Origin of the sequence: Vibrio sp. 10N.261.51.C6 (genome assembly GCF_041471785.1) — a bacterium.
Lineage (GTDB): Bacteria > Pseudomonadota > Gammaproteobacteria > Enterobacterales > Vibrionaceae > Vibrio > Vibrio crassostreae_C.
This window is the reverse complement of sequence record NZ_JBFRPB010000074.1, coordinates 1-20,493: the sequence shown is the minus strand read 5'-3', so window position 1 is coordinate 20,493 and position 20,493 is coordinate 1. Positions and strand designations below refer to the sequence as shown.

The window sequence follows — 20,493 nt, the reverse complement described above, 5'->3', positions numbered from 1 at the left end:
GCCATGCTCGGCGCACCATACAAAAAAGGCGATATTTATCATATCGCCTTATCTAAAATTATTATGTGTTTATTTATCACTCACTGCCTAGCATTCGCTTAATCGTCTCTGAGGTCCCTTTCCACCTAGCATCCGAGTGAAGTGTCGACAAATCAAAGCTGTGTTTTTTAAGCAATGAGTTGGCTAAAGGCACCTCTTGAATCGCTAAGTTATCCAGAGCTTCAATTTGTGCATCTCGTTTATTACACATCAACACCATGTCACAACCTGCATTCAAGGCCGCTTTCGCTCTGTCGGCTGGTCCACCCATTATGGCAGCGCCTTCCATCGTTAAATCATCAGAGAACACCAAGCCTTTAAACCCAAGCTGCTGCTTCAATACTTTCTGCAGCCAATACTGTGAACCGCTCGCAGGTTGATCATCATAGTGAGAGAAAACCACGTGAGCTGGCATCATGGCATCCAATATTCCAGCTTCAATTTGCGCCTTGAAGATTGCCATGTCTGTTTCAAAGATGTCGTCTCTAGGGTCATATGGCGTCTCTAAGTGTGAGTCAGCAATCACGCCACCATGTCCAGGGAAGTGCTTGCCTGTCGTCGCCATGCCAACCGACTTCATGCCTTTGATGAAAGCGCTGCTATGACGAACAATGGTATCAATATCTTCACCAAACGCTCGGCTACCAATCGCTTTACACTCGTGGCCTTTGTCTAATACTGGCGCAAAGCTCAGATCGATATCATGGGCAATCAATTCTGCCGCCATCAACCAACCCGCTTGTTCTGCTAACTGTTCGCCATTATTCTTAGTCGCGAATTCTTGAGCAGCTGGGATAATTGAAAAGCCATCGCGGAAGCGCTGAACTCGGCCACCTTCTTGATCGACACCAATCAAAATAGGACGTTTCGCTACCTTGCGAATTTCTTTGTTTAACGCCGATAACTGTTTGCTATCGTGGTAGTTTCGAGCAAATAAGATGAGACCACCAACAGTTGGGTGCTCTAAAATTTCTTTGTCTTCCGCAGTCAGTTCGTAGCCTGCAACATCAACCCACAACGGTCCCATATTTATCCCTTATTAAACCTAATTTCATAAACTTCCCGAGGTTATTCTCTTTAAATTTGCTTTACAATGTTTTTAAACCAATCTGTGGAAGACTTTAAGAATGCAGTGCAAGAGCTTAGGAATGGATCATAAAGAACTGTATATCGGTGTGATGTCAGGGACGAGTATGGACGGTGTTGATACGGCCTTAGTGTCGATTGAAGATACGCGCATCACATTGCTTGCTCATGATGAGTTCCCAATGCCTGACGACCTCAAAGCGCGTCTGCTTGAAGTTTGTATTGGTCAGAAAACCGATTTGATTGCCATTGGCGAACTCGACCACCAGCTTGGCCATCTATTTGCTGATGCGGTTCTGCAACTTCTCGAAAAGTCAGGCACACCAGCACCTTCTGTAACTGCGATAGGTAATCATGGTCAAACAGTGTTCCACCAGCCAACAGGCGATTCGCCATTTACCATGCAGTTGGGTGATGCCAACATCATTGCCGCTAAAACACAGATTCAAACGGTTGCCGATTTTCGACGTAAAGACATGGCATTAGGCGGACAAGGTGCGCCATTAGTCCCCGCCTTCCACCATACGATTTTCCAGCCGCAAGACAGCTCGGTTGTGGTGTTGAATATTGGTGGTATCTCGAATATTTCAGTGCTGCGCCCTAATCAGCCAACGCTTGGTTATGATACAGGCCCGGGCAATATGTTGATGGACGCTTGGGTTGATAAACACACGGGTGAGAAGTTTGACCGTGATGCGCAATTTGCGCTTAAAGGTCAACTCAATCAAGCCTTTCTCGAACAGTTGTTAAATGAATCTTATCTATCTCAAATACCACCGAAAAGTACTGGTAGAGAACTGTTTAATCTACCGTGGCTAGAGCAACAATTAACAGAATTTAAAGATCTTGCAGCAGAAGATGTTCAGCGCACGCTTTGTGAATACACCGCATTGACGATAGCCAATGAAGTGGAGACTTATCGCTTGGGTAACCAGCCTGCACTGTATGTGTGTGGCGGTGGTACAAGAAACCCATTGTTGATGAAGAGACTGTCTGAACTGCTTCCAAGTTGGGAGGTTGACTCAACCACCAGTAAAGGCGTGGATGCCGATTACATGGAAGCAATGGCCTTTGCGTGGCTTGCTCAGCGTCATGTTCATAAACTGCCAAGCAATTTACCAGAAGTGACTGGCGCAAGCAGAGCGGCCTCTCTAGGCGTTCTCTATCGAGCTGACTAAACAACTTTAGAACCATAATTTTAGAATCACCATTTAAGGATCATTATGAGTAACGACGCTCTCATATCAGCGCTCTCGCACCTCGTTTCGGAGGGGAGAAACCCTGACACTATGGATATTGATCTGCTCACCTCTCTCGAAGTGGTTGAAAAGATTAACCAACAAGACAAACAAGTCCCACTGGCGATTGAAGCGGAACTGCCACAGATCGCGAAAGCGGTCGATAAAATTGCTCATGCCTTTCAAAACGGTGGTCGACTGATTTATATGGGCGCAGGCACCAGTGGTCGATTAGGTGTGTTAGACGCCTCAGAATGCCCACCGACTTTCGGTGTTTCGGACAAAATGGTTATCGGCTTAATTGCAGGCGGACCAGAGGCGATTTTAAAAGCCAAAGAAGGTGCAGAAGACTCGCTAACTCTCGGCATTGAAGATCTGAAAGCGATTCAGTTTTCAGAAAATGATGTCGTGGTAGGTATTGCTGCGAGCGGTCGCACACCTTACGTGATTGGTGCACTCAACTATGCCAATCAGCTTGGCGCAGTAACGGTTGCATTATCTTGTAACCCTGACTCTCCAATTGCTGAAATCGCTCAAATCGCAATTAGCCCGGTGGTTGGCCCAGAAGCATTGACTGGTTCAACACGACTCAAATCAGGTACAGCACAAAAGCTGGTGCTTAATATGCTGACCACTGCCAGCATGATTCGCATTGGTAAGAGCTACCAAAACCTTATGGTCGACGTAAAAGCGACCAATGAAAAGTTGGTTGCCCGCGCCGCTCGTATCGTTATCCAAGCAACGGAGTGCGATAAAGCACTGGCGGTGTCGACACTTAAAGCGACTGATTACGATGTGAAGTTATCTATTTTGATGATTCTAACAGGGCTAGATTTAGAGTTAGCCAAGGCTCAGCTTGATAAGCAAAACGGCTTTTTAAGAAAAGCTGTAGAGAATAACCAGTAACCTAGACTCTGCTGTTGAGTGTTACTCCGGCTACCGACAAAAAGACCAGTACACACGCGGTACTGGTCTTTTTTAGTTTTAATTTTTCATCGCTAGCTTGGGCTTAGTAGTCGTTTGAGAACTCGTCCCAGCCGCGTTGCCATTCCATACGGAAACGTTGAGCGTCTTCCGTACCAGAACACACGCCTTCATACACCTGACCAGATAAACCAATCTGATAAGCATGGTTCGGATTACAATATTCAGTCACACCTAGGTGATAACCTTCTGTGTAACTCGCTTGATCGACTGCGCCAAGCTCAGTCATCTCTGAATACGAACGCTGAGTGTGGCCTTTGATACCATCACGATAGCCAATCTCTTGCCAATTGCCCTCAGCGGCTAAATCTTGAACATTGGCGCTGCATCCTGCAAGGCTAAATGCCACGGCGAATAGTACGATTATTTTTTTCATTTCAATCCTTTATATTGTTACTTCACCACTTTCTGACGAAGCGCTGCCTTTGTGGTGATTCTCCGCTGAACGCCTATCGATGTCCACTTATTGTCTAATGTTCGCCACTTTAGGTTCATTCCGACCACTCAGAATCAATAGTCGCCGTTAAGCCAACTCAAACAACCTCTCTATAGAGCTAATAGGCCTCTCGATAGAAATATCGGCCACTCAGCACAGTGAACAAACCACTAAATCAGTTATAACACCGCTAAATTGGCTATTCGACCACTCACTCTCGTAGCGGAAGTTTCTTCTCAGCGACTCCTTTAATATACACCCTGACTTAATTAATACATTCAGGGATAACAAATTATGATGTGGTTTCTTACCTGTGTCGCAGCACTCATTGGTGGCTACTTTATTTACGGTACCTTTATCGAGAAGATTTTCGGTATCAATGAAAAACGCCAAACACCTGCTCACACTAAGCAAGATGGCGTGGACTACGTTCCAATGTCGACACCAAAGGTTTACCTAGTTCAGCTGCTTAACATCGCAGGTGTAGGTCCAATCTTCGGCCCTATCATGGGTGCCCTTTATGGTCCAGCAGCAATGCTTTGGATCGTTCTAGGTTGTATCTTCGCAGGTGCAGTACACGACTACTTCTCAGGTATGTTATCTATCCGTAATGGCGGAGCTTCGGTTCCAACCATCACTGGACGTTACCTAGGCAATGGCGCAAAACACTTTATGAACATCTTTGCCATTGTTTTACTGCTTCTTGTTGGTGTGGTATTCGTATCTGCTCCAGCAGGTATGATCACTAACCTAGTGAACGACCAAACTGATTTCGCGATGTCTGTAACTACGATGGTTGTTATCATCTTTGCTTACTACATCATCGCAACGATTGTCCCTGTCGATAAAATCATTGGTCGCTTCTACCCACTGTTCGGTGCACTGCTTATCTTTATGTCTGTTGGCCTAATCACTGCGATTGGTCTATCTGACGAACACCAAATCATGGGGGGCTTTGAGATCAGCGACATGTTCACCAACATGAACCCGAATGACCTACCACTTTGGCCTGCTCTCTTCATCACTATCGCATGTGGTGCTATCTCTGGCTTCCACGCCACTCAGTCTCCTCTGATGGCGCGTTGTATGGAAAACGAGAAGAACGGTCGCTTCGTATTCTACGGCGCAATGATTGGTGAAGGCATCATCGCTCTAATCTGGTGTGCACTTGCTCTGTCTTTCTTCGGTTCGGTTGAGTCTCTGTCTGACGCAATTGCAAACGGCGGCCCAGGTAACGTGGTATACAGCGCTTCATTTGGTCTACTGGGTGTATTTGGCGGTATCCTTGCTTTCCTTGGCGTGGTTATCCTACCAATCACTTCTGGTGACACAGCGTTCCGTTCAAGCCGTCTTATCCTTGCTGAATACTTCAACATGGAACAGAAAACACTGCGTAACCGTCTACTAATGGCGTTACCACTGTTCGTTATCGGTGGCATCCTGACTCAAGTTGATTTCGGTATCATCTGGCGCTACTTCGGTTTTGCTAACCAATCAACAGCCGTAATGATGCTGTGGACAGCTTCAGCTTACCTACTTCGCCACAACAAACTGCACTGGGTAACAACTGTTCCAGCTATCTTCATGACGTCTGTGTGTATCACATTCATCCTGAACAACAGCCAACTGGGCTTCGGTCTACCAATGCAAATCTCAACCATCATTGGTGTGGTGAGTGCGCTAGGTGTTGCGGCTTACGTTATTAAAATTTCAAAAGGCAAAGGCGATATCGACCTAGCTGATGAAGAAGAGAAAGAAGCAAAAGGCGTCACCAAAACAGCCTAGTTCTTTAAGGCTCTTGGGAACAAGAGACCAATCTTCATAGAAAGAGATAAAAGAACAGCCAAACACAACTTCGCTTGCTCCCGTAATCACTCAGTGATTCGTGGAACCTAAGACTAAAGCCCGTCCACTGTGATGGGCTTTATTGTTTGTAGGCGTTAGTGCTTTCGACTCTGGGAAGCGAATATAGGCTACTAAAACACAAGCAAAGCTACCGTTACCAAGCAATGAGCTTTACACTTAACAAGCGTCTCAATAGGTGAAAATATGGAACTCATTCTCTCTCTGCTGCAACAAACCTGCGTCTACTTAGTGATTGCTTACATGCTGAGTAAAACCCCACTGATTCTCCCTTTGTTGAGCATCTCTTCACGCTTAGGCCATAAGATCAGCTGCTACGTTCTGTTCTCCCTATTCTGTATTATGGGCACCTATTTCGGACTGCAAATCAATGATGCCATCGCCAACACGCGAGCGATGGGCGCGGTAATGGGAGGTCTGTTTGGCGGCCCTGTCGTTGGCTTTGCGGTCGGCTTTACTGGCGGGATTCATCGCTATTCATTGGGTGGATTTACGGACTTAGCTTGTGCTATCTCAACGACAGCAGAAGGCTTGATTGGTGGCCTGCTGCATGTGTACTTAGTCAGAAAGAACAAAGCCAGTCAGCTGTTTAATCCGCTGGTAGTGTTCTCTGTCACCCTATTTGCAGAAATTATTCAAATGTTGATTCTGCTCGCAGTCGCCAAACCATTTGAGCAGTCCTACGCGCTTGTTTCCGATATTGCCGCGCCAATGATCATTGCCAACTCTGTGGGTGCAGCACTGTTCATGAGCATCATCCAAGACAGAAAGACCATCTTCGAGAAATACTCGGCTACCTTCTCACGCCGCGCACTGACCATTGCCGAACGTTCGGTGGGTATTTTGCATGGTGGGTTCAATTCCGATAACGCACAAAAAATCGTACGTATCGTTTATGAAGAGACCAACGTAGGAGCGGTAGCGATTACCGACCGAGAGAAAATCCTCGCGTTCGTTGGTATTGGTGATGAACACCATATTCCGAACACCCCGATTTCATCGCAAAGCACGCTCACTTCGATGGAACAGAACGACATCATCTACCTTGATGGCAAAGAGAACCCATACCAATGCTCCTTGTCGCAGGATTGTAAATTGGGTTCTGCGTTGATTATTCCATTGCGCGCGGGTAACGAAGTGGTCGGCACCATCAAGCTCTATGAGCCAAAGCTGAAACTATTCTCAACTATCAATATGTCGATGGGTGAAGGTATCGCTCAACTACTGTCGAGCCAGATCCTATTTAGCAACTACCAGCAGCAGCAAACGCTACTGACACAAGCAGAAATCAAACTGCTGCACGCTCAAGTGAACCCGCACTTCTTGTTCAATGCGCTTAATACTATCAGCGCAGTAACACGTCGTGATCCAGATAAAGCACGTGAGCTCATTCAGCACCTGTCTCACTTCTTCAGAAGCAACCTTAAACAGAATATTAATACCGTTAAGCTTAAAGACGAGCTCGCGCACGTTAATGCGTACCTGACGATCGAAAAGGCGCGCTTTACTGACCGCTTAGAAATTGAATGGGATATAGACCCACAACTGTTTGAATCACAATTGCCAAGCTTTACCCTGCAACCTCTGGTTGAAAATGCCATTAAACATGGGATATCTAATATGTTGGAAGGCGGTAAAGTAAAGATCTCTAGCGAGGCTTTCGAGGGTGGGTTCAAGTTAACCGTTGAAGACAATGCAGGTAATTATCAGAAGCCATCTCAAGATCATGTAGGATTAGGGATGGAAATTGTTGATAAACGACTCACTAATTTCTTTGGACAAGATTCAGCACTAAAAATAGAATCTCAACCACAGCAATTTACTCGAATGAGCTTTATCATACCTATACTCAAATAATGGTATTTTCGGAGACGGATCGCTCCGAGTTGAAACATTTAGAAGCAGACATTTAAAAGATAAGCGTGAACCAAGCAGGGATAGAACCAAGATGAAGATTGTAGGATGTTAAAGGCACTAGTTATCGATGATGAGCTTTTTGCTCGCGAAGAACTGATTGAGCTGCTGACCGAAACCGGAGAAGTGGAAATCATAGGCCAAGCGAGTAACGCGATCGAAGGACTGAAACAGATCAACCTACTCAAGCCTGATGTCGTGTATTTGGATATCCAAATGCCGCAGGTTACTGGGATTGAGCTGTTAAGCATGCTTGACCCAGATACCATGCCCTACGTGGTATTCGTCACCGCCTACGACCAATATGCGATTCAAGCCTTTGAAGATAACGCTTTTGATTACCTACTTAAGCCAGTCGAGCCTTGTCGATTAAACAAGAGCGTTTGTCGCCTGAATAAGGTCATCAAACAAAATCAGAAAGCACCAGAACAGAACATCTCAGCGATTGCTCCCTGTCACTTAGAGCAAATCCCATGTATTGGTCATAACCGCATTGTGATCATGGCAAGCCAAACGGTAGAGTGCGCCTATTCCGATATCAGTGGTGTGCATGTTCGTAGCTCATCGCAAACCGCAACCTCACAGTTAACACTAAAGATCTTGGAAGAAAAGACCGATTTGATCCGCTGTCATCGACAGTATTTGATCAACATAAAATCGATCCAAGAGATCAAACTGCTAGAAAATGGATTAGCAGAGATCATTACCCTGACTGGCTTTGAAGTCCCGGTGAGTCGTCGTTATTTAAAGACTTTAAAAGAGCAACTCGGTCTCCAGTAACGCGTTAGAATTAGGCGCCTTGTTCCAAAGCACGATCAAAAAAGCCAACGTATCAACGTTGGCTTCCTGCTGTTTACAAATCAATAGTGTTTGCAAATCGATAGTATTACGCATCGATCTTGTCACCAATCAATAGAGATTAGTCGACTTGCTTAATCTGTAGCTCTTTTGGTACTTCAAAGAACATGTTCTCTTCACGACCTTGAATCTCTTCAACGTCAGTCGCACCTAGCTCACGAATACGATCTAGAATTTGGTTTACCAGCTCTTCAGGAGCAGAAGCACCGGCTGTTACACCGATTTTCTTTTTCCCTTCAACCCACTCGGTTTGAATGTCTTCAGGACAGTCAGTTAGGTAGCCTGGTGTGCCTAGTTTCTCAGCTAGCTCTTTTAGACGAGTTGAATTCGATGAGTTCTTAGAACCAACCACTATCACCACATCAACGTCATTAGCCATCTCACGCACAGCGTCTTGACGGTTTTGAGTCGCGTAACAGATGTCGTCTTTACGTGGGCCTTGAATCTCAGGGAACACTCGACGTAGCTCTTCAATCACATCTGCAGTTTCATCTACTGATAGCGTAGTTTGGCTAACATAGTGCAGGTTACTTGGATCATTCACCACGAGGTTCTGTACGTCCTCTGGTCTTTCAACCAAGTACATACCACCCGTTTGGCTCGCGTACTGACCCATAGTGCCTTCCACTTCAGGATGACCTGCGTGGCCAATCAGTACCACTTCCATATGTTTGCGGCTCGCACGAGCAACCTCCATATGAACTTTAGTCACTAAAGGACACGTCGCATCAAATACCGTTAACTCACGCTCTTTCGCTTCTTTACGAACCGCTTGAGAAACACCGTGAGCCGAAAAGATCACGATGTTGTCGTCTGGCACCTCACTCAGTTCTTCGACAAAAATAGCACCACGCTGCTTGAGCCCCTCAACAACAAAGCGGTTGTGTACCACTTCATGGCGAACATAGATCGGTGGCTGATACATTTCGAGTGCACGCTCTACGATGCTGATCGCACGATCGACACCGGCACAAAAGCCACGAGGGTTAGCTAACATTATTTTCATTTCATTGCTCATCATTTACCGCGGTACTAAGGTTGCTTCTATAGAGTTCGCCGTCAGCGAGGTTCGCATTCTACAGTGAAGCGTCTAGACAGTGAAGCTCTGGGTGAGATCACAGCTGTAAGGCTATCTTATTCTAGCGTGAAGACAGCTATTCTAACGTTAAGAGAGTTATTCTACCGTTAAGATATTGACGTCAAAGCTAACGTCTTGACCAGCGAGTGGGTGATTAAAATCAACCGTCACTGAATCGCCAGCGATCTCAGTGATAATACCTGGGATTTCCATGCCGTCTGGACCAGAAAATGCCATGATAGTGCCCACTTCAACCTCAGAGTCGCCAACAAATTTAGCACGGTCCATGTGATGGATATGATCTGGATTCGGCATACCAAATGCATCTTCCGCTTTCAGGTCGATAGACTTTTCAGTACCGGCTTCAAGCCCAAGTAAGCACGCTTCAAAGTTCTCGCTTAGGCTACCATCTCCCATCACGAACTTCGCCGGTTTGCCCATATTTTCGGTGCTATCGGCAACTGAACCATCCTTCATCTTAATCGTAAAATGTAGGGTTACTGCTGAATCATTTTTAATTGCTGCCACGTTACTTTCCTTAGACTTCTTTATTATTTGAGGATGCATTTTGCTTTGCTTCCTTGTTGACTGAAGCATAAAAAAAAGCGCCACCGGAATCAACCGACAGCGCTTAGGGCTATTCTATTCTGTGAGTCATAGACTGACTTTGAAGCAAGCTATTTGCTTTCGTCTTTCTTACGGAAACCATCTAAGATGATCATCGCAGCACCGATACAGATTCCCATATCCGCTAAGTTAAATGCAGGCCAGTGGTAAGTGCCCCAGTAGAAGTCTAAGTAATCGACAACAAAGCCATGTACGACTCGGTCAAACACATTACCTACTGCACCACCAATGATGATCGCATAAGCAATGTTATTCCACTTCTCTGTTGCTGGTAGTTTGCTCATCCAGTACGTCAGCATACCTGTTACCGCAAATGCGATACCCGTAAATAACCAACGCTGCCAACCACTTTGATCACTCAAGAAGCTAAACGCTGCACCGTAGTTATGCACGTACAAAAAGTTAAAGAATGGCAGCACCTCAATACGGTTTGCCCAACCATAACCCATATTGTCCATGACAAAGAGTTTAATGCCGATATCAGCCAAGAAGACCAATAGAGCCAGCCATAACCAACGTACACCGGATTGTTTTAACGAAACTTCACTCATTTCTATTCCTAGTATTTACGAAGTTGGTATTCATTGTTAGTCACCTTACGTGACCTTGATTACCAACTTGGTTAAACACATTTCCTATAACTAAAAATAACCCCAGTTGATACTGGGGCTATGATTTTTACAAAAAGTTCAGTCTTTCTCTGAGTCGTTATGCGAACTTACGCACTTCGCCTTCACCGTCGATGTTCGACACACAACGACCACAAACTTTCTCGTGACCTTCGATAGTGCCTACATCTGGAGTGTGGTGCCAGCAACGGTCACACTTCTCAGCTTCAGTAGCCGCAACTTCAACGAATAGACCAGCAACGTCTGTCGCTTGCGCTGCATCAGACTTCTCGCTCAGTGGCTTAACAACAGCTGCAGAGGTGATAAGTACGAAACGTAGCTCATCTTCTAGCTTGTTGATTTTAGCCGCTAGTGCATCGTCAGCGTATAGAGTAACTTCAGCTTGCAGTGCACCACCGATCGTTTTCTCTTTACGAGCATCTTCAAGAAGCTTGTTCACTGCGCCACGAACAGACTGGATTTCAGTCCAGAATTCGTTGCTTAGCTCTTCGCCTTCTGCAAGACCAAATAGACCTTCGAACCACTCACCTGTGAATACGAACGTGTCGCGCTGCTCTCCAGTTGGTAAAGAGCTTGGCATTTCGTTCCAAATTTCATCTGCAGTGAACGACATGATAGGTGCCATCCAACGAACTAGAGCTTCTACGATGTAGTAAAGCGCCGTTTGACAGCTACGTTGAGCATGGCTGCCCTGCTTCGCTGTGTACTGACGGTCTTTGATTACGTCTAGGTAGAAAGAACCCATTTCGATAGAACAGAACTGCATTAGACGTTGAGTCACACCGTGAGTGTTGTACTCGCCGTATGCTTTAACAATCTCTTCTTGTGCAGCTTGAGCACGGCCAACAGCCCAGCGATCAAGTGCAACCATCTCTTCAGCAGGAACTAGGTCAGTTTCAGGGTTGAAACCGTTCAAGTTCGCTAGGAAGAAACGAGCCGTGTTACGAATACGACGGTAAGCATCCGCTGAACGCTTCAGGATTTCATCAGAAACCGCAACTTCACCCGTGTAGTCTGTAGAAGCAACCCATAGACGCAGGATATCTGCACCTAGCTTGTTGGTTACGTCTTTAGGAGCAACAACGTTACCGATAGATTTAGACATCTTACGGCCGTTACCATCCACTACGAAACCGTGCGTTAGTACTTGCTTGTACGGTGCTTCGTCTTTCATCGCGATAGATGAAATTAGAGAAGACTGGAACCAACCACGGTGTTGGTCTGAACCTTCAAGGTAAAGATCAGCACTGTGAGTGCGCTCTTCGTTCGGGAAGTTGTACTCTTCACGAGAATCAACAACAGAGAAGTGCGTAACACCTGAGTCGAACCATACGTCTAACGTATCCATTACTTTTTCGTACTTATCAGCGTCTTCTGCGCCCATAAGTTCAGCAGCGTCTACATCCCACCAAGCTTGAATGCCTTTCTCTTCAACTAGCTTCGCAACTTTTTCAATAAGCGCTGGGCTTTCTGGGTGAAGTTCTGCTGTTTCTTTATGAACAAACAAAGCAATTGGCACACCCCAAGTACGTTGACGAGAGATACACCACTCAGGACGACCTTCAACCATGCCTTCGATACGGCTTTGACCCCATTCAGGCAACCACTCAACACTCTTGATTGACTCTAGTGCTTTAGCACGTAGGCCAGCTTGATCCATAGAGATGAACCATTGTGGTGTTGCGCGGAAGATGATTGGAGTTTTGTGTCTCCAACAGTGTGGGTAGCTGTGCTCGTAAGCGTGGTGATGCAGAAGTGCACCTTTCTCTTTTAGAACTTCTAAAACAGAGTCGTTCGCTTTGAATACGTGCTGACCAGCAAATAGCTCTGTATCTGGCAGGTAAACGCCGTTAGAACCAACTGGGTTAGCGATTTCTAGGTTGTACTTTTTACCAACCACGAAATCTTCTTGACCGTGACCAGGCGCAGTGTGAACCACACCAGTACCTGAATCTGTTGTTACGTGATCGCCAAGAACTGCAGGAACAGTAAAGTCGTAGAACGGGTGGTTGAACTGAGAAAGCTCAAGATCAGCACCTGTAGCAAAACCAAGGTTGTGGAAGTGCTCGATACCTGCACGATCCATTACGTCTTTTGCTAGTTCAGAAGCAACAACGATACGTTGAGCAGGCTGGTCGCCATTCGCTTCAACTTGGATAAGCACGTATTCAAGATCATCACGTAGACATACTGCGCGGTTAGCAGGCAGAGTCCATGGTGTTGTTGTCCAGATAACGATAGAAATTTCGCCTTGACCCGCATGACCTTCAGCTAGAGTAAATTTCTCTAGAAGCGCCGCTTCGTCAGCTGCTGTAAATTTCACATCGATAGATGGAGAAACTTTATCTTTGTATTCAACTTCAGCTTCAGCCAGAGCAGAACCACAATCAGTACACCAGTGAACGGGTTTGAAACCTTTAAGAAGGTGACCTTTGTCTGCGATTTTGCCAAGAGAACGAATGATGTTCGCTTCTGTGCCAAAATCCATAGTGCGATAAGGTTTGTCCCACTCGCCCATGATGCCAAGACGTTTGAAGCTCTCTTTCTGACCTTCAACTTGACCCGCAGCGTACTTTCGACACTCTTCGCGGAATTCAGCCGCCGAAATCTTCTGACCAGGCTTACCTTTCTTCTTCTCAACCATTAGCTCGATTGGAAGACCGTGACAGTCCCAACCAGGGATGTACGGTGCATCAAAACCAGAAAGGGTCTTAGATTTGATAATAATGTCTTTAAGAATCTTATTCAGCGCGTGGCCAATGTGAATATCGCCGTTCGCGTATGGAGGGCCATCATGCAGTACGAAAGATTTTTTACCTTTCTTTGCCTTACGGATTTCGCCGTAAAGATCTTCTTTGTACCAACGCTTCAGCATTTCTGGCTCACGATTTGCCAGATTGCCGCGCATTGGGAACCCTGTTTCTGGTAAGTTCAGGGTATCTTTATAATCACTCATCGATTCTTAATTCCGTTATATTGGGCGAAGTTAGACATTATGTTAATCGGTGGAATCATCCGATTAATTCTTTAGCTGAAGCAGCCACACCCTTGCGGCTTCAGCATCCAATTCTATTTGATTCTTTAGTGCGTCGAACGATTCAAATTTTATCTCGTCGCGCAGTTTGTGCAAAAGTCGTACTTCTAACTGTTTACCATATAAATTGGCTTTAAAGTCAAAAAAATGCACTTCCAATTGCTGCCTTACCCCATTAACTGTTGGTCGTTGTCCAATATTAGCAACGCCACCGACAGGAACACCGTCGATATCCAAAGCTTCAACAACATACACTCCCGATACAGGAGAAACACAACGCTTTAATGGAATATTAGCGGTAGGGAAACCGATAGTTCTCCCTAGTTTTCGACCATGGGACACTCGACCACTAATACTGTAATCACGTCCTAACATGGTAGCACTTGCAGCCAAGTCATCGACCGCTAATGCATTTCGTATCTCAGTACTGCTTACTCGTAATTGGTTTAAGCAATAGCTTTGGGTGCTGACCACCTCAAAACCGTACTTCTCGCCCGCCTCTTTGAGCATAGCGAAATTACCGGTACGACCTTTACCAAAGCAAAAATCGTCACCAACCACCAAGAACTTCACACCAAGCTTATCAACCAAAAGATCCTTAATGAATGCTTCCGCGGATAAACTTGCAAAATACTGATTAAAATTAACACACAATAAGCGACTGATATCTAGCTTACTCAGTTGCACGTATTTGTCTCGTAAACGAGTTAAACGTGCTGGCGCTCTATCTCGGGCAAACAGCTCCATAGGCTGCGGCTCAAACGTCATAACAACAGAAGGTAGCCCTAATGCTGCAGCTTGTTTAGAAACCTGACTCAAAACCTCTTGATGTCCTAAATGAACACCATCGAAGTTACCTATGGTTAATACACAGCCATGATGCTGCGCTTTAATATTGTGTATACCTCGGATCAGTTCCATTATGATCAGCTAAAACCTGTTATTTGCATCATTTATTGTGTGAAACCGACGGATTATATACTAATCAGTATTAATCTGTCGCTGCTTTTAAATGTTTTACTCGGATACCTAAAATCAGTACCGAAACAATATAAACAAAGCCACCAAGTCCAATCAAGCCAGTTAATGTCAGCGCTCTCTGGCTAAAGCTCCATTCAAGCCAATGTTGCATATTATCCAGCTGCCATAAAATAGCCGCTACCATCACCACACCTGAGATAATTAATTTGGCACTGAACAACAAGGTTGTCTTAGTTAATTGATACACACCCGCAAGGTGCAATCCTCGATATAACAAGGCCATATTCACAAAGGCAGACAGTGCCGTCGCAATCGCCAAACCCACATAGCCATAAAAATAAGCAAAGATCGCGTTAAACACCATATTGGTCACCATAGCGATAATGCCGTACTTAACCGGTGTTTTGGTATCTTGGCGAGAGTAATAGCCCGGAGCTAAAACTTTAATCAGCATGAAATTAAGCAAGCCTGATGCGTAAGCTACCAATGACATCGATGCTTGCTGTACATCGTGTGGAGAGAACTCACCACGCATAAATAGCACCATCAACATGGGTTTAGCTAAAACGATAAGACCTAACATCGCAGGAATACCAAGCAGCAACACCATGCGCACGCCCCAATCCATGGTATGCGCAAACCCTTCCCCTTGAGCATCTACGTGTTTACGAGACAAAGCAGGAAGAATCACAGTCGCAATCGCGATACCGAATAAACCGAGAGGAAATTCAAGCAGTCGGTCTGAGTAGTACAACCAACTGATAGAGCCTGTTGCGAGGAAGCTGGCAATAAAGGTATCAAACAATAAGTTGATTTGGCTGACCGATACACCGAACAGAGCAGGGATCATTAATGTGCGGATCTTAACCACACCCGGGTCTCTCCATCCCCACTTCGGCTTAACCAACACACCCGCTTTGATCAAGAAAGGCATTTGGAAAAGGAATTGGACTAAGCCACCAAGAAACACACCAATAGCCAAACCAATTTCTGGTTGTTCTAAATTAGGTGAGATAAACCATGCAGCGCCTATGATCATCACGTTCAAGAACACAGGAGTAAAAGAAGAGACCGCAAATTTACCTAATGTATTAAGAATGGCACCAGATAAAGCGACGAAGGTGATAAACCATAAATAAGGAAAGGTAATCTTGAGCATAAAGCTCGCTAGCTCAAATTTGGGTGCTGATGGGCCATCATTTAGCCAGTCGATAAACCAACCCGCACCAAACATCGCGGTGATCACGCCAGAGCCCAATACCCCGATGACGGTGACAATAGAAACTAAAACCCCGAGCGTCCCCGACACCTTAGCAATTAAATCTCGTGTCTTATCTTTATCACCTGCGGCGTGATATTCCGTTAATACAGGAACAAACGCTTGAGAAAACGCACCTTCTGCAAAAAGTCGACGTAAGAAATTAGGAATTTTATTAGCGAAGAAAAATACGTCGGCACTCGCTCCTGCCCCCATCAAATTTGCTACTACTACATCACGTACTAGCCCCAATACACGGGAAACAAAAGTCATTGCGCTGACAATCAGGCCTGACTTTAATAGTCGTTTACTCACAGAAACCTCTGACACTGGTTGATTACTTTCAAGCGAGGATAAATACTATCCTGTCCTAAGAAGCATATTTATTAGCATTGGTCTAAAAATGCTGTTAGAATCCCCGCCATCTTAACCGCGATGACCTTTCCATACCAAAGTTTGTTTGGCTACGATTGGTTTTTGCACAAATCATTTGACAATTAAGCGCTAATGAGGGATAGTCCTCGCCCTTAAATTGTCACCGAACTAAGTTTTTGGGAGTTAGACCCTTGGCAAACAGTAAATCTGCTAAGAAGCGCGCTATCCAAGCTGAGAAACGTCGCCAGCACAATGCTAGCCGTCGTTCTATGATGCGCACTTACATGAAAAAGACTATCGCAGCTATCGCAGCTGGTGATAAAGAAGCTGCAACTGCTGCTCTTGTAGAAGTTACACCACTTCTTGACCGTATGGCGACTAAAGGCCTTATTCATAAGAATAAAGCTGCACGTCATAAGTCTCGTTTCGCTGCTGCAATCAAAGCTCTTTAATAGAAATTTGATTACAACGCAAAACGAAAAAAACCGGCCTAGGCCGGTTTTTTTATATCTAAATTTTGAGTAACGCTTTTATTTTACGTGCTAACAGCCGTTTTTCTGACCGATAAACAATTTAAGCAGATAGATAAAACAAACAATCAGAAAAATAAATAGAGAAGCAAATTGGTACGTAGATAGATAGGTAAACACTAACGTTCAATGTGAAATGCTAACACTTCCTTGTGTCATTCTATCGCTGATAAAAAATCCCCCTCCCACCAGCAATAAGCTACTTGCAGTAAATACCATGCAGTAGGTTAATCATCGCTTTTACTTCTTCACTACTCAATGTGTAATACACAGTTTGAGCTTCTTTGCGAGTTTCGACCAAACCATCTCTTCTCAACCAAGCAAGATGTTGAGATAAAGCAGACTGACTCAGTTCCAACTTGCCACACAACTCCCCAACCGACAGTTCAGTGCCATGTAATAGGCACAAAATCTGTAAGCGACGCTCGTTAGCCATGGCTTTGAGTAGAATCACAGCTTGTGCTGAGTTCTTCTCCATCTCTTTTAAGTTCATAGTTTGGCTCCCTACAACCTTTACGCCAACTACGGGCTATCAGTATTTCCGGCATATTGCGGAGTTATGATAATCGATATCAATTCATTAACAAACTATCTCACTCGAACAATTTGCTAAAATCTGCGTCACATACGTTTTTTACTGCTGGATGTTGGATCATCCTCTCAGCAAATATGACGTAGTACTCCTCTTTTAACTCTTCAATACCGCCTAATAGTTGCAGTGATGTGTCGTCTTCCACTTCAGACATATAAAGCGTCGGTGCTAAAAATATTACGTCATGATGGTAACGAGCAAAAGCCTTCATCAATGCGGCATCATCAAACTCACCTAAAATATCTGGCTTAAGCCCTTGTCTATCAAACCATTGCAGCACTTTACGACCCATTGAGGTTCGGCTGCCAGGGATCAAAAGCTTTCTTTGCTCCAATACAGCAGGGAAATTAACCCCTTCAACCTGACCTGAACTAAAAAAGCTCATTCCACTTTCACCCAGCTTTTTACTGAACAGGCCCGGGCTTTGACTAGAGTCCACCGGACAGTCAGACAAAATCATATCGAGCTTATGTTGAGAGAGTTGCTCAAGTAGCATTTCATGGGTCGATTCAAAACAGCGCAAGTGAATGCTGTTATCTGGAGGGATGGTCGACATCAGTATCTTACTGACGAGTCTTTTAGAGAGCGCATCCGCGACGCCAACATCAAACAGAATATTGGAGTGCTGGCTGTAATTCACGATGTCCAGCATCTCGTAACTCAGGCCAAACATACGATCGGCATATTTAAAGACCAGTTGCCCAAGCTCTGTAGGCTCAACACTTCGGCCATTACGCTTGGTCAACTTGCCATCCATGCGTTCTTCTAAGGCTTTTATCTGCCCCGTTACCGTTTGTGGTGTTAGGAATAGGGCTTCTGCAGCTTTAGTAACAGAGCCTTGCTTGCAAACCATCCAGAAGTAATACAGATGGTTGTAGTTGAGATGCGACATAGATGTGCCGTAATAAAAGAGTAGATACCCTTTTATATCAAATATGACACCGCCACTCAACAAACTCGGAAAAACCTAACCAAACATAGATTTACCACTTATTTTTTCGAAGTGTCTGATTTCATAATGTAATATTTCATCGATTATTTTCAATTTTTTTCTAACTTTTAAGATCTATATCACCTATAGAATTTCCATTAAAAAACAATTTAAAACAACAACTTAAAACAACCACATTAGCAATTGGAATATTTAAAGAGTAAATCATCACAAAAAAGTCGCACCTAAACCAAAATGTAATATTACTGAAATATTTCCCCTCTAACATCACGCTCAGATTAAACAAACAGACCAAACACAGACTTAAACGGTCCAATGGAGAAAACATTATGAACCAAGCTACTACTGCAGCAGCGCCTATCTCGAGCACAACTCGTTGGCTACGCTGGGCTAACTTGGCATTCATGCTTTACCTACTATTACTTTCAGTTTCAATGGTTGGTACAGGCTTCAAATGGGCAACAGGCGAGCAAGCAAAGGTTCTTTTCGAATTTGCTTCACACCCAGTTGCAGGCTTAATGATTGGTTTAGTGGCAACAGCACTTATTCAATCATCCAGTACAGTTACTTCAATTATCGTTGGCCTTGTGGCAGGTGGTTTACCTGTTGAGCTAGCAATCCCTATGATCATGGGTGCGAACATTGGTACTACAGTAACCAATACGCTAGTTAGTCTTGGTCATGTTCGTTGTAAAGATGAGTTCAAACGTGCATTCGCAAGTGCCACGATTCACGACTTCTTTAACCTATTAGCCGTTGCTATCTTCCTACCACTAGAGATGGCGTTTGGTATTCTAGAGAAGATTTCTCACTGGTTGGTATCTCCGATGCTAGCAACAGGTGATATGAGCATGGGTGGTCTTAACTTCATCAAGCCAATCACTAAACCAGTAGTCAGTGCGATTAAAGAGCCACTATCGACATTTGGCGACACTGTTGGCGGTATCATGCTTATCGTTCTAGGTATTGCGACTATCTTCGTAGCTATCACGGTAATGGGTAAGCTAATGAAGAGCCTGATGGTGGGTCGTGCTCGTGAGATTCTAAAGAACGCAATCGGTCGTGGTCCAATCCACGGTATCGCTTCTGGCTCTATCGTGACTATCCTTGTTCAGTCTTCTTCTACGACAACAAGCTTGATGGTTCCACTAGTAGGTTCAGGTGTTCTTAAAGTACGTGACGTTTACCCATTCACTCTGGGTGCAAACATCGGTACATGTATTACGGCTCTACTTGCAGCTACAGCAGTGTCTGGTGAGTTCGCAGTATTCGCACTACAAATTGCTCTAGTACACTTGGTGTTCAACATCATGTCAACGGTATTCATCTTCGGTATCCCGTTCCTACGTGAACTTCCAGTTAAAGCGGCAGACATGATTTCAGACATGGCTGTGAAGAACAAAGCTGTAGTGGCTGGTTACCTTGTTGCGGTATTCCTTGTACTGCCTGGTAGCGTGTTAGCTCTTACCGCTTAATAGCAAAATAAACATCGCTTATAGCAAAGCCCGCTACCTCCTAGGTTGCGGGCTTTTTCTTTTTAAGAGCAGATACGGGATTCGGGTAAACGAGTAACGAAGAGCTAAAATCAAATTCGAGATATGAGTAAGCTTGTGACAAGAGCTGAAACTGATACGATATAAGAGTAAATCGGTAAGGTAAGCATTACTCACCAAAGAAGTCCGTTCTAGCTCTTCGTATCCCGCATCTCGTTTACCCGCATCTATATATTTCCGTCATTCCCTACAGCGAGGAACGAGCGTGATAGGGAATCCCACAAACACACCACGAAAGAGACTCCCAACTCCTTCCTTCGTCAGTCTAGGGAATGATGAATCGAAAAAAGATTCGAGATGCGTGTAAGCGAGTATCGAAGAGACAGAGCCAATGCGCGTTGAGAGTATACGAGTAACATAAAGCATCACACAGCATATGATTTCTCTGCTCTTCGAATCTCGATTACTCGTCACTGTAACTTAGATACAAAAAAGGCTGCACAGAGGCCTGTCTCTTGATCACAAG

The 20,493-nt window shown here is 44.8% G+C and carries 17 protein-coding genes; 7 read left to right on the top strand and 10 right to left on the bottom strand.

From position 1 onward, the window contains the following. Window positions 1-76: 76 nt before the first annotated feature. The gene (gene nagZ, locus AB4375_RS19465; RefSeq protein WP_372052347.1) at window positions 77-1,066 is read right to left on the bottom strand and encodes a beta-N-acetylhexosaminidase; all 990 of its coding nucleotides are present in this window, start codon (window positions 1,064-1,066) and stop codon (window positions 77-79) included. Window positions 1,067-1,187: 121 nt separating this feature from the next. On the opposite strand from nagZ, the gene AB4375_RS19460 reads away from it, so the two are divergent. Both AB4375_RS19460 and murQ read left to right on the top strand, forming a co-directional pair. Beyond that, on the top strand, window positions 1,188-2,303 hold the full coding sequence (locus AB4375_RS19460) for an anhydro-N-acetylmuramic acid kinase (protein ID WP_372052346.1): 1,116 nt from the start codon (window positions 1,188-1,190) through the stop codon (window positions 2,301-2,303). A gap of 45 nt (window positions 2,304-2,348) precedes the next feature. Next, complete coding sequence (gene murQ / locus AB4375_RS19455; protein ID WP_050651903.1) at window positions 2,349-3,269, top strand: N-acetylmuramic acid 6-phosphate etherase; 921 nt, start codon at window positions 2,349-2,351, stop codon at window positions 3,267-3,269. Window positions 3,270-3,372: 103 nt separating this feature from the next. Here the strand turns inward: murQ and AB4375_RS19450 are convergent, their stop codons facing one another. Then, complete coding sequence (locus AB4375_RS19450) at window positions 3,373-3,723, bottom strand: DUF2799 domain-containing protein (protein WP_017059350.1); 351 nt, start codon at window positions 3,721-3,723, stop codon at window positions 3,373-3,375. 354 nt (window positions 3,724-4,077) lie between these two features. Between AB4375_RS19450 and AB4375_RS19445 the strand changes: the two genes are divergently transcribed. The 3 genes from AB4375_RS19445 (at window position 4,078) to btsR (ending at window position 8,340) form a co-directional block, all read left to right on the top strand. Further along, window positions 4,078-5,568, top strand: a complete 1,491-nt coding sequence (locus tag AB4375_RS19445) for a carbon starvation protein A (protein ID WP_372052345.1) — start codon at window positions 4,078-4,080, stop codon at window positions 5,566-5,568. A 264-nt stretch (window positions 5,569-5,832) separates the two neighbouring features. After that, window positions 5,833-7,503 carry a LytS/YhcK type 5TM receptor domain-containing protein gene (locus AB4375_RS19440; RefSeq protein WP_372052344.1) on the top strand — a complete coding sequence of 557 codons (1,671 nt, stop codon included), beginning with the start codon at window positions 5,833-5,835 and terminating at the stop codon, window positions 7,501-7,503. Window positions 7,504-7,608: 105 nt separating this feature from the next. Next, complete coding sequence (gene btsR, locus AB4375_RS19435) at window positions 7,609-8,340, top strand: two-component system response regulator BtsR (protein WP_017070063.1); 732 nt, start codon at window positions 7,609-7,611, stop codon at window positions 8,338-8,340. A 139-nt stretch (window positions 8,341-8,479) separates the two neighbouring features. Here the strand turns inward: btsR and ispH are convergent, their stop codons facing one another. From ispH to murJ, 6 genes are all read right to left on the bottom strand, one after another. Then, window positions 8,480-9,436 (bottom strand): 4-hydroxy-3-methylbut-2-enyl diphosphate reductase, encoded by a 957-nt coding sequence (ispH, locus tag AB4375_RS19430; RefSeq protein ID WP_029235087.1) that lies wholly within the window; start codon window positions 9,434-9,436, stop codon window positions 8,480-8,482. Window positions 9,437-9,592: 156 nt separating this feature from the next. Continuing rightward, the gene (fkpB, locus tag AB4375_RS19425; protein ID WP_372052343.1) at window positions 9,593-10,024 is read right to left on the bottom strand and encodes an FKBP-type peptidyl-prolyl cis-trans isomerase; all 432 of its coding nucleotides are present in this window, start codon (window positions 10,022-10,024) and stop codon (window positions 9,593-9,595) included. Window positions 10,025-10,173: 149 nt separating this feature from the next. Continuing rightward, a complete protein-coding gene (gene lspA, locus AB4375_RS19420; RefSeq protein WP_004739521.1) occupies window positions 10,174-10,674 on the bottom strand; it encodes a signal peptidase II in 501 nt (166 codons plus the stop codon). A gap of 157 nt (window positions 10,675-10,831) precedes the next feature. Continuing rightward, window positions 10,832-13,708: an isoleucine--tRNA ligase gene (ileS, locus tag AB4375_RS19415; RefSeq protein WP_017059344.1), complete on the bottom strand. Its 2,877-nt coding sequence runs from the start codon at window positions 13,706-13,708 to the stop codon at window positions 10,832-10,834. Between the two features lie 63 nt (window positions 13,709-13,771). Next, the gene (gene ribF, locus AB4375_RS19410) at window positions 13,772-14,707 is read right to left on the bottom strand and encodes a bifunctional riboflavin kinase/FAD synthetase (RefSeq protein WP_017062867.1); all 936 of its coding nucleotides are present in this window, start codon (window positions 14,705-14,707) and stop codon (window positions 13,772-13,774) included. 70 nt (window positions 14,708-14,777) lie between these two features. Then, window positions 14,778-16,340 carry a murein biosynthesis integral membrane protein MurJ gene (murJ, locus tag AB4375_RS19405; RefSeq protein WP_032545655.1) on the bottom strand — a complete coding sequence of 521 codons (1,563 nt, stop codon included), beginning with the start codon at window positions 16,338-16,340 and terminating at the stop codon, window positions 14,778-14,780. A gap of 251 nt (window positions 16,341-16,591) precedes the next feature. Here murJ and rpsT point away from each other — a divergent pair, with 251 nt between their 5' ends. Next, on the top strand, window positions 16,592-16,852 hold the full coding sequence (rpsT, locus tag AB4375_RS19400) for a 30S ribosomal protein S20 (protein WP_004739529.1): 261 nt from the start codon (window positions 16,592-16,594) through the stop codon (window positions 16,850-16,852). 277 nt (window positions 16,853-17,129) lie between these two features. On the opposite strand, the gene AB4375_RS19395 is transcribed toward rpsT, so the two are convergent. Then, window positions 17,130-17,423, bottom strand: coding sequence for a metalloregulator ArsR/SmtB family transcription factor (locus AB4375_RS19395; protein ID WP_004735028.1), 294 nt, complete (start codon window positions 17,421-17,423; stop codon window positions 17,130-17,132). 100 nt (window positions 17,424-17,523) lie between these two features. Continuing rightward, window positions 17,524-18,414 (bottom strand): transcriptional activator NhaR, encoded by an 891-nt coding sequence (nhaR, locus tag AB4375_RS19390; protein ID WP_017070067.1) that lies wholly within the window; start codon window positions 18,412-18,414, stop codon window positions 17,524-17,526. Between the two features lie 389 nt (window positions 18,415-18,803). On the opposite strand from nhaR, the gene AB4375_RS19385 reads away from it, so the two are divergent. Continuing rightward, on the top strand, window positions 18,804-19,949 hold the full coding sequence (locus tag AB4375_RS19385) for a Na/Pi symporter (protein ID WP_017070068.1): 1,146 nt from the start codon (window positions 18,804-18,806) through the stop codon (window positions 19,947-19,949). Window positions 19,950-20,493 lie beyond the last annotated feature (544 nt).

What these genes read in the sequence shown, in the direction of transcription:
- nagZ (WP_372052347.1), bottom strand. Translation starts at nt 1,066, where the DNA reads ATGGGACCGTTGTGGGTTGATGTTGCAGGCTACGAACTGACTGCGGAA.
- AB4375_RS19445 (WP_372052345.1), top strand. Translation starts at nt 4,078, where the DNA reads ATGATGTGGTTTCTTACCTGTGTCGCAGCACTCATTGGTGGCTACTTT.
- AB4375_RS19440 (WP_372052344.1), top strand. Translation starts at nt 5,833, where the DNA reads ATGGAACTCATTCTCTCTCTGCTGCAACAAACCTGCGTCTACTTAGTG.
- AB4375_RS19450 (WP_017059350.1), bottom strand. Translation starts at nt 3,723, where the DNA reads ATGAAAAAAATAATCGTACTATTCGCCGTGGCATTTAGCCTTGCAGGA.
- nhaR (WP_017070067.1), bottom strand. Translation starts at nt 18,414, where the DNA reads ATGTCGCATCTCAACTACAACCATCTGTATTACTTCTGGATGGTTTGC.
- murQ (WP_050651903.1), top strand. Translation starts at nt 2,349, where the DNA reads ATGAGTAACGACGCTCTCATATCAGCGCTCTCGCACCTCGTTTCGGAG.
- btsR (WP_017070063.1), top strand. Translation starts at nt 7,609, where the DNA reads ATGTTAAAGGCACTAGTTATCGATGATGAGCTTTTTGCTCGCGAAGAA.
- AB4375_RS19460 (WP_372052346.1), top strand. Translation starts at nt 1,188, where the DNA reads ATGGATCATAAAGAACTGTATATCGGTGTGATGTCAGGGACGAGTATG.
- ileS (WP_017059344.1), bottom strand. Translation starts at nt 13,708, where the DNA reads ATGAGTGATTATAAAGATACCCTGAACTTACCAGAAACAGGGTTCCCA.
- lspA (WP_004739521.1), bottom strand. Translation starts at nt 10,674, where the DNA reads ATGAGTGAAGTTTCGTTAAAACAATCCGGTGTACGTTGGTTATGGCTG.
- ispH (WP_029235087.1), bottom strand. Translation starts at nt 9,436, where the DNA reads ATGAGCAATGAAATGAAAATAATGTTAGCTAACCCTCGTGGCTTTTGT.
- ribF (WP_017062867.1), bottom strand. Translation starts at nt 14,707, where the DNA reads ATGGAACTGATCCGAGGTATACACAATATTAAAGCGCAGCATCATGGC.
- AB4375_RS19395 (WP_004735028.1), bottom strand. Translation starts at nt 17,423, where the DNA reads ATGAACTTAAAAGAGATGGAGAAGAACTCAGCACAAGCTGTGATTCTA.
- AB4375_RS19385 (WP_017070068.1), top strand. Translation starts at nt 18,804, where the DNA reads ATGAACCAAGCTACTACTGCAGCAGCGCCTATCTCGAGCACAACTCGT.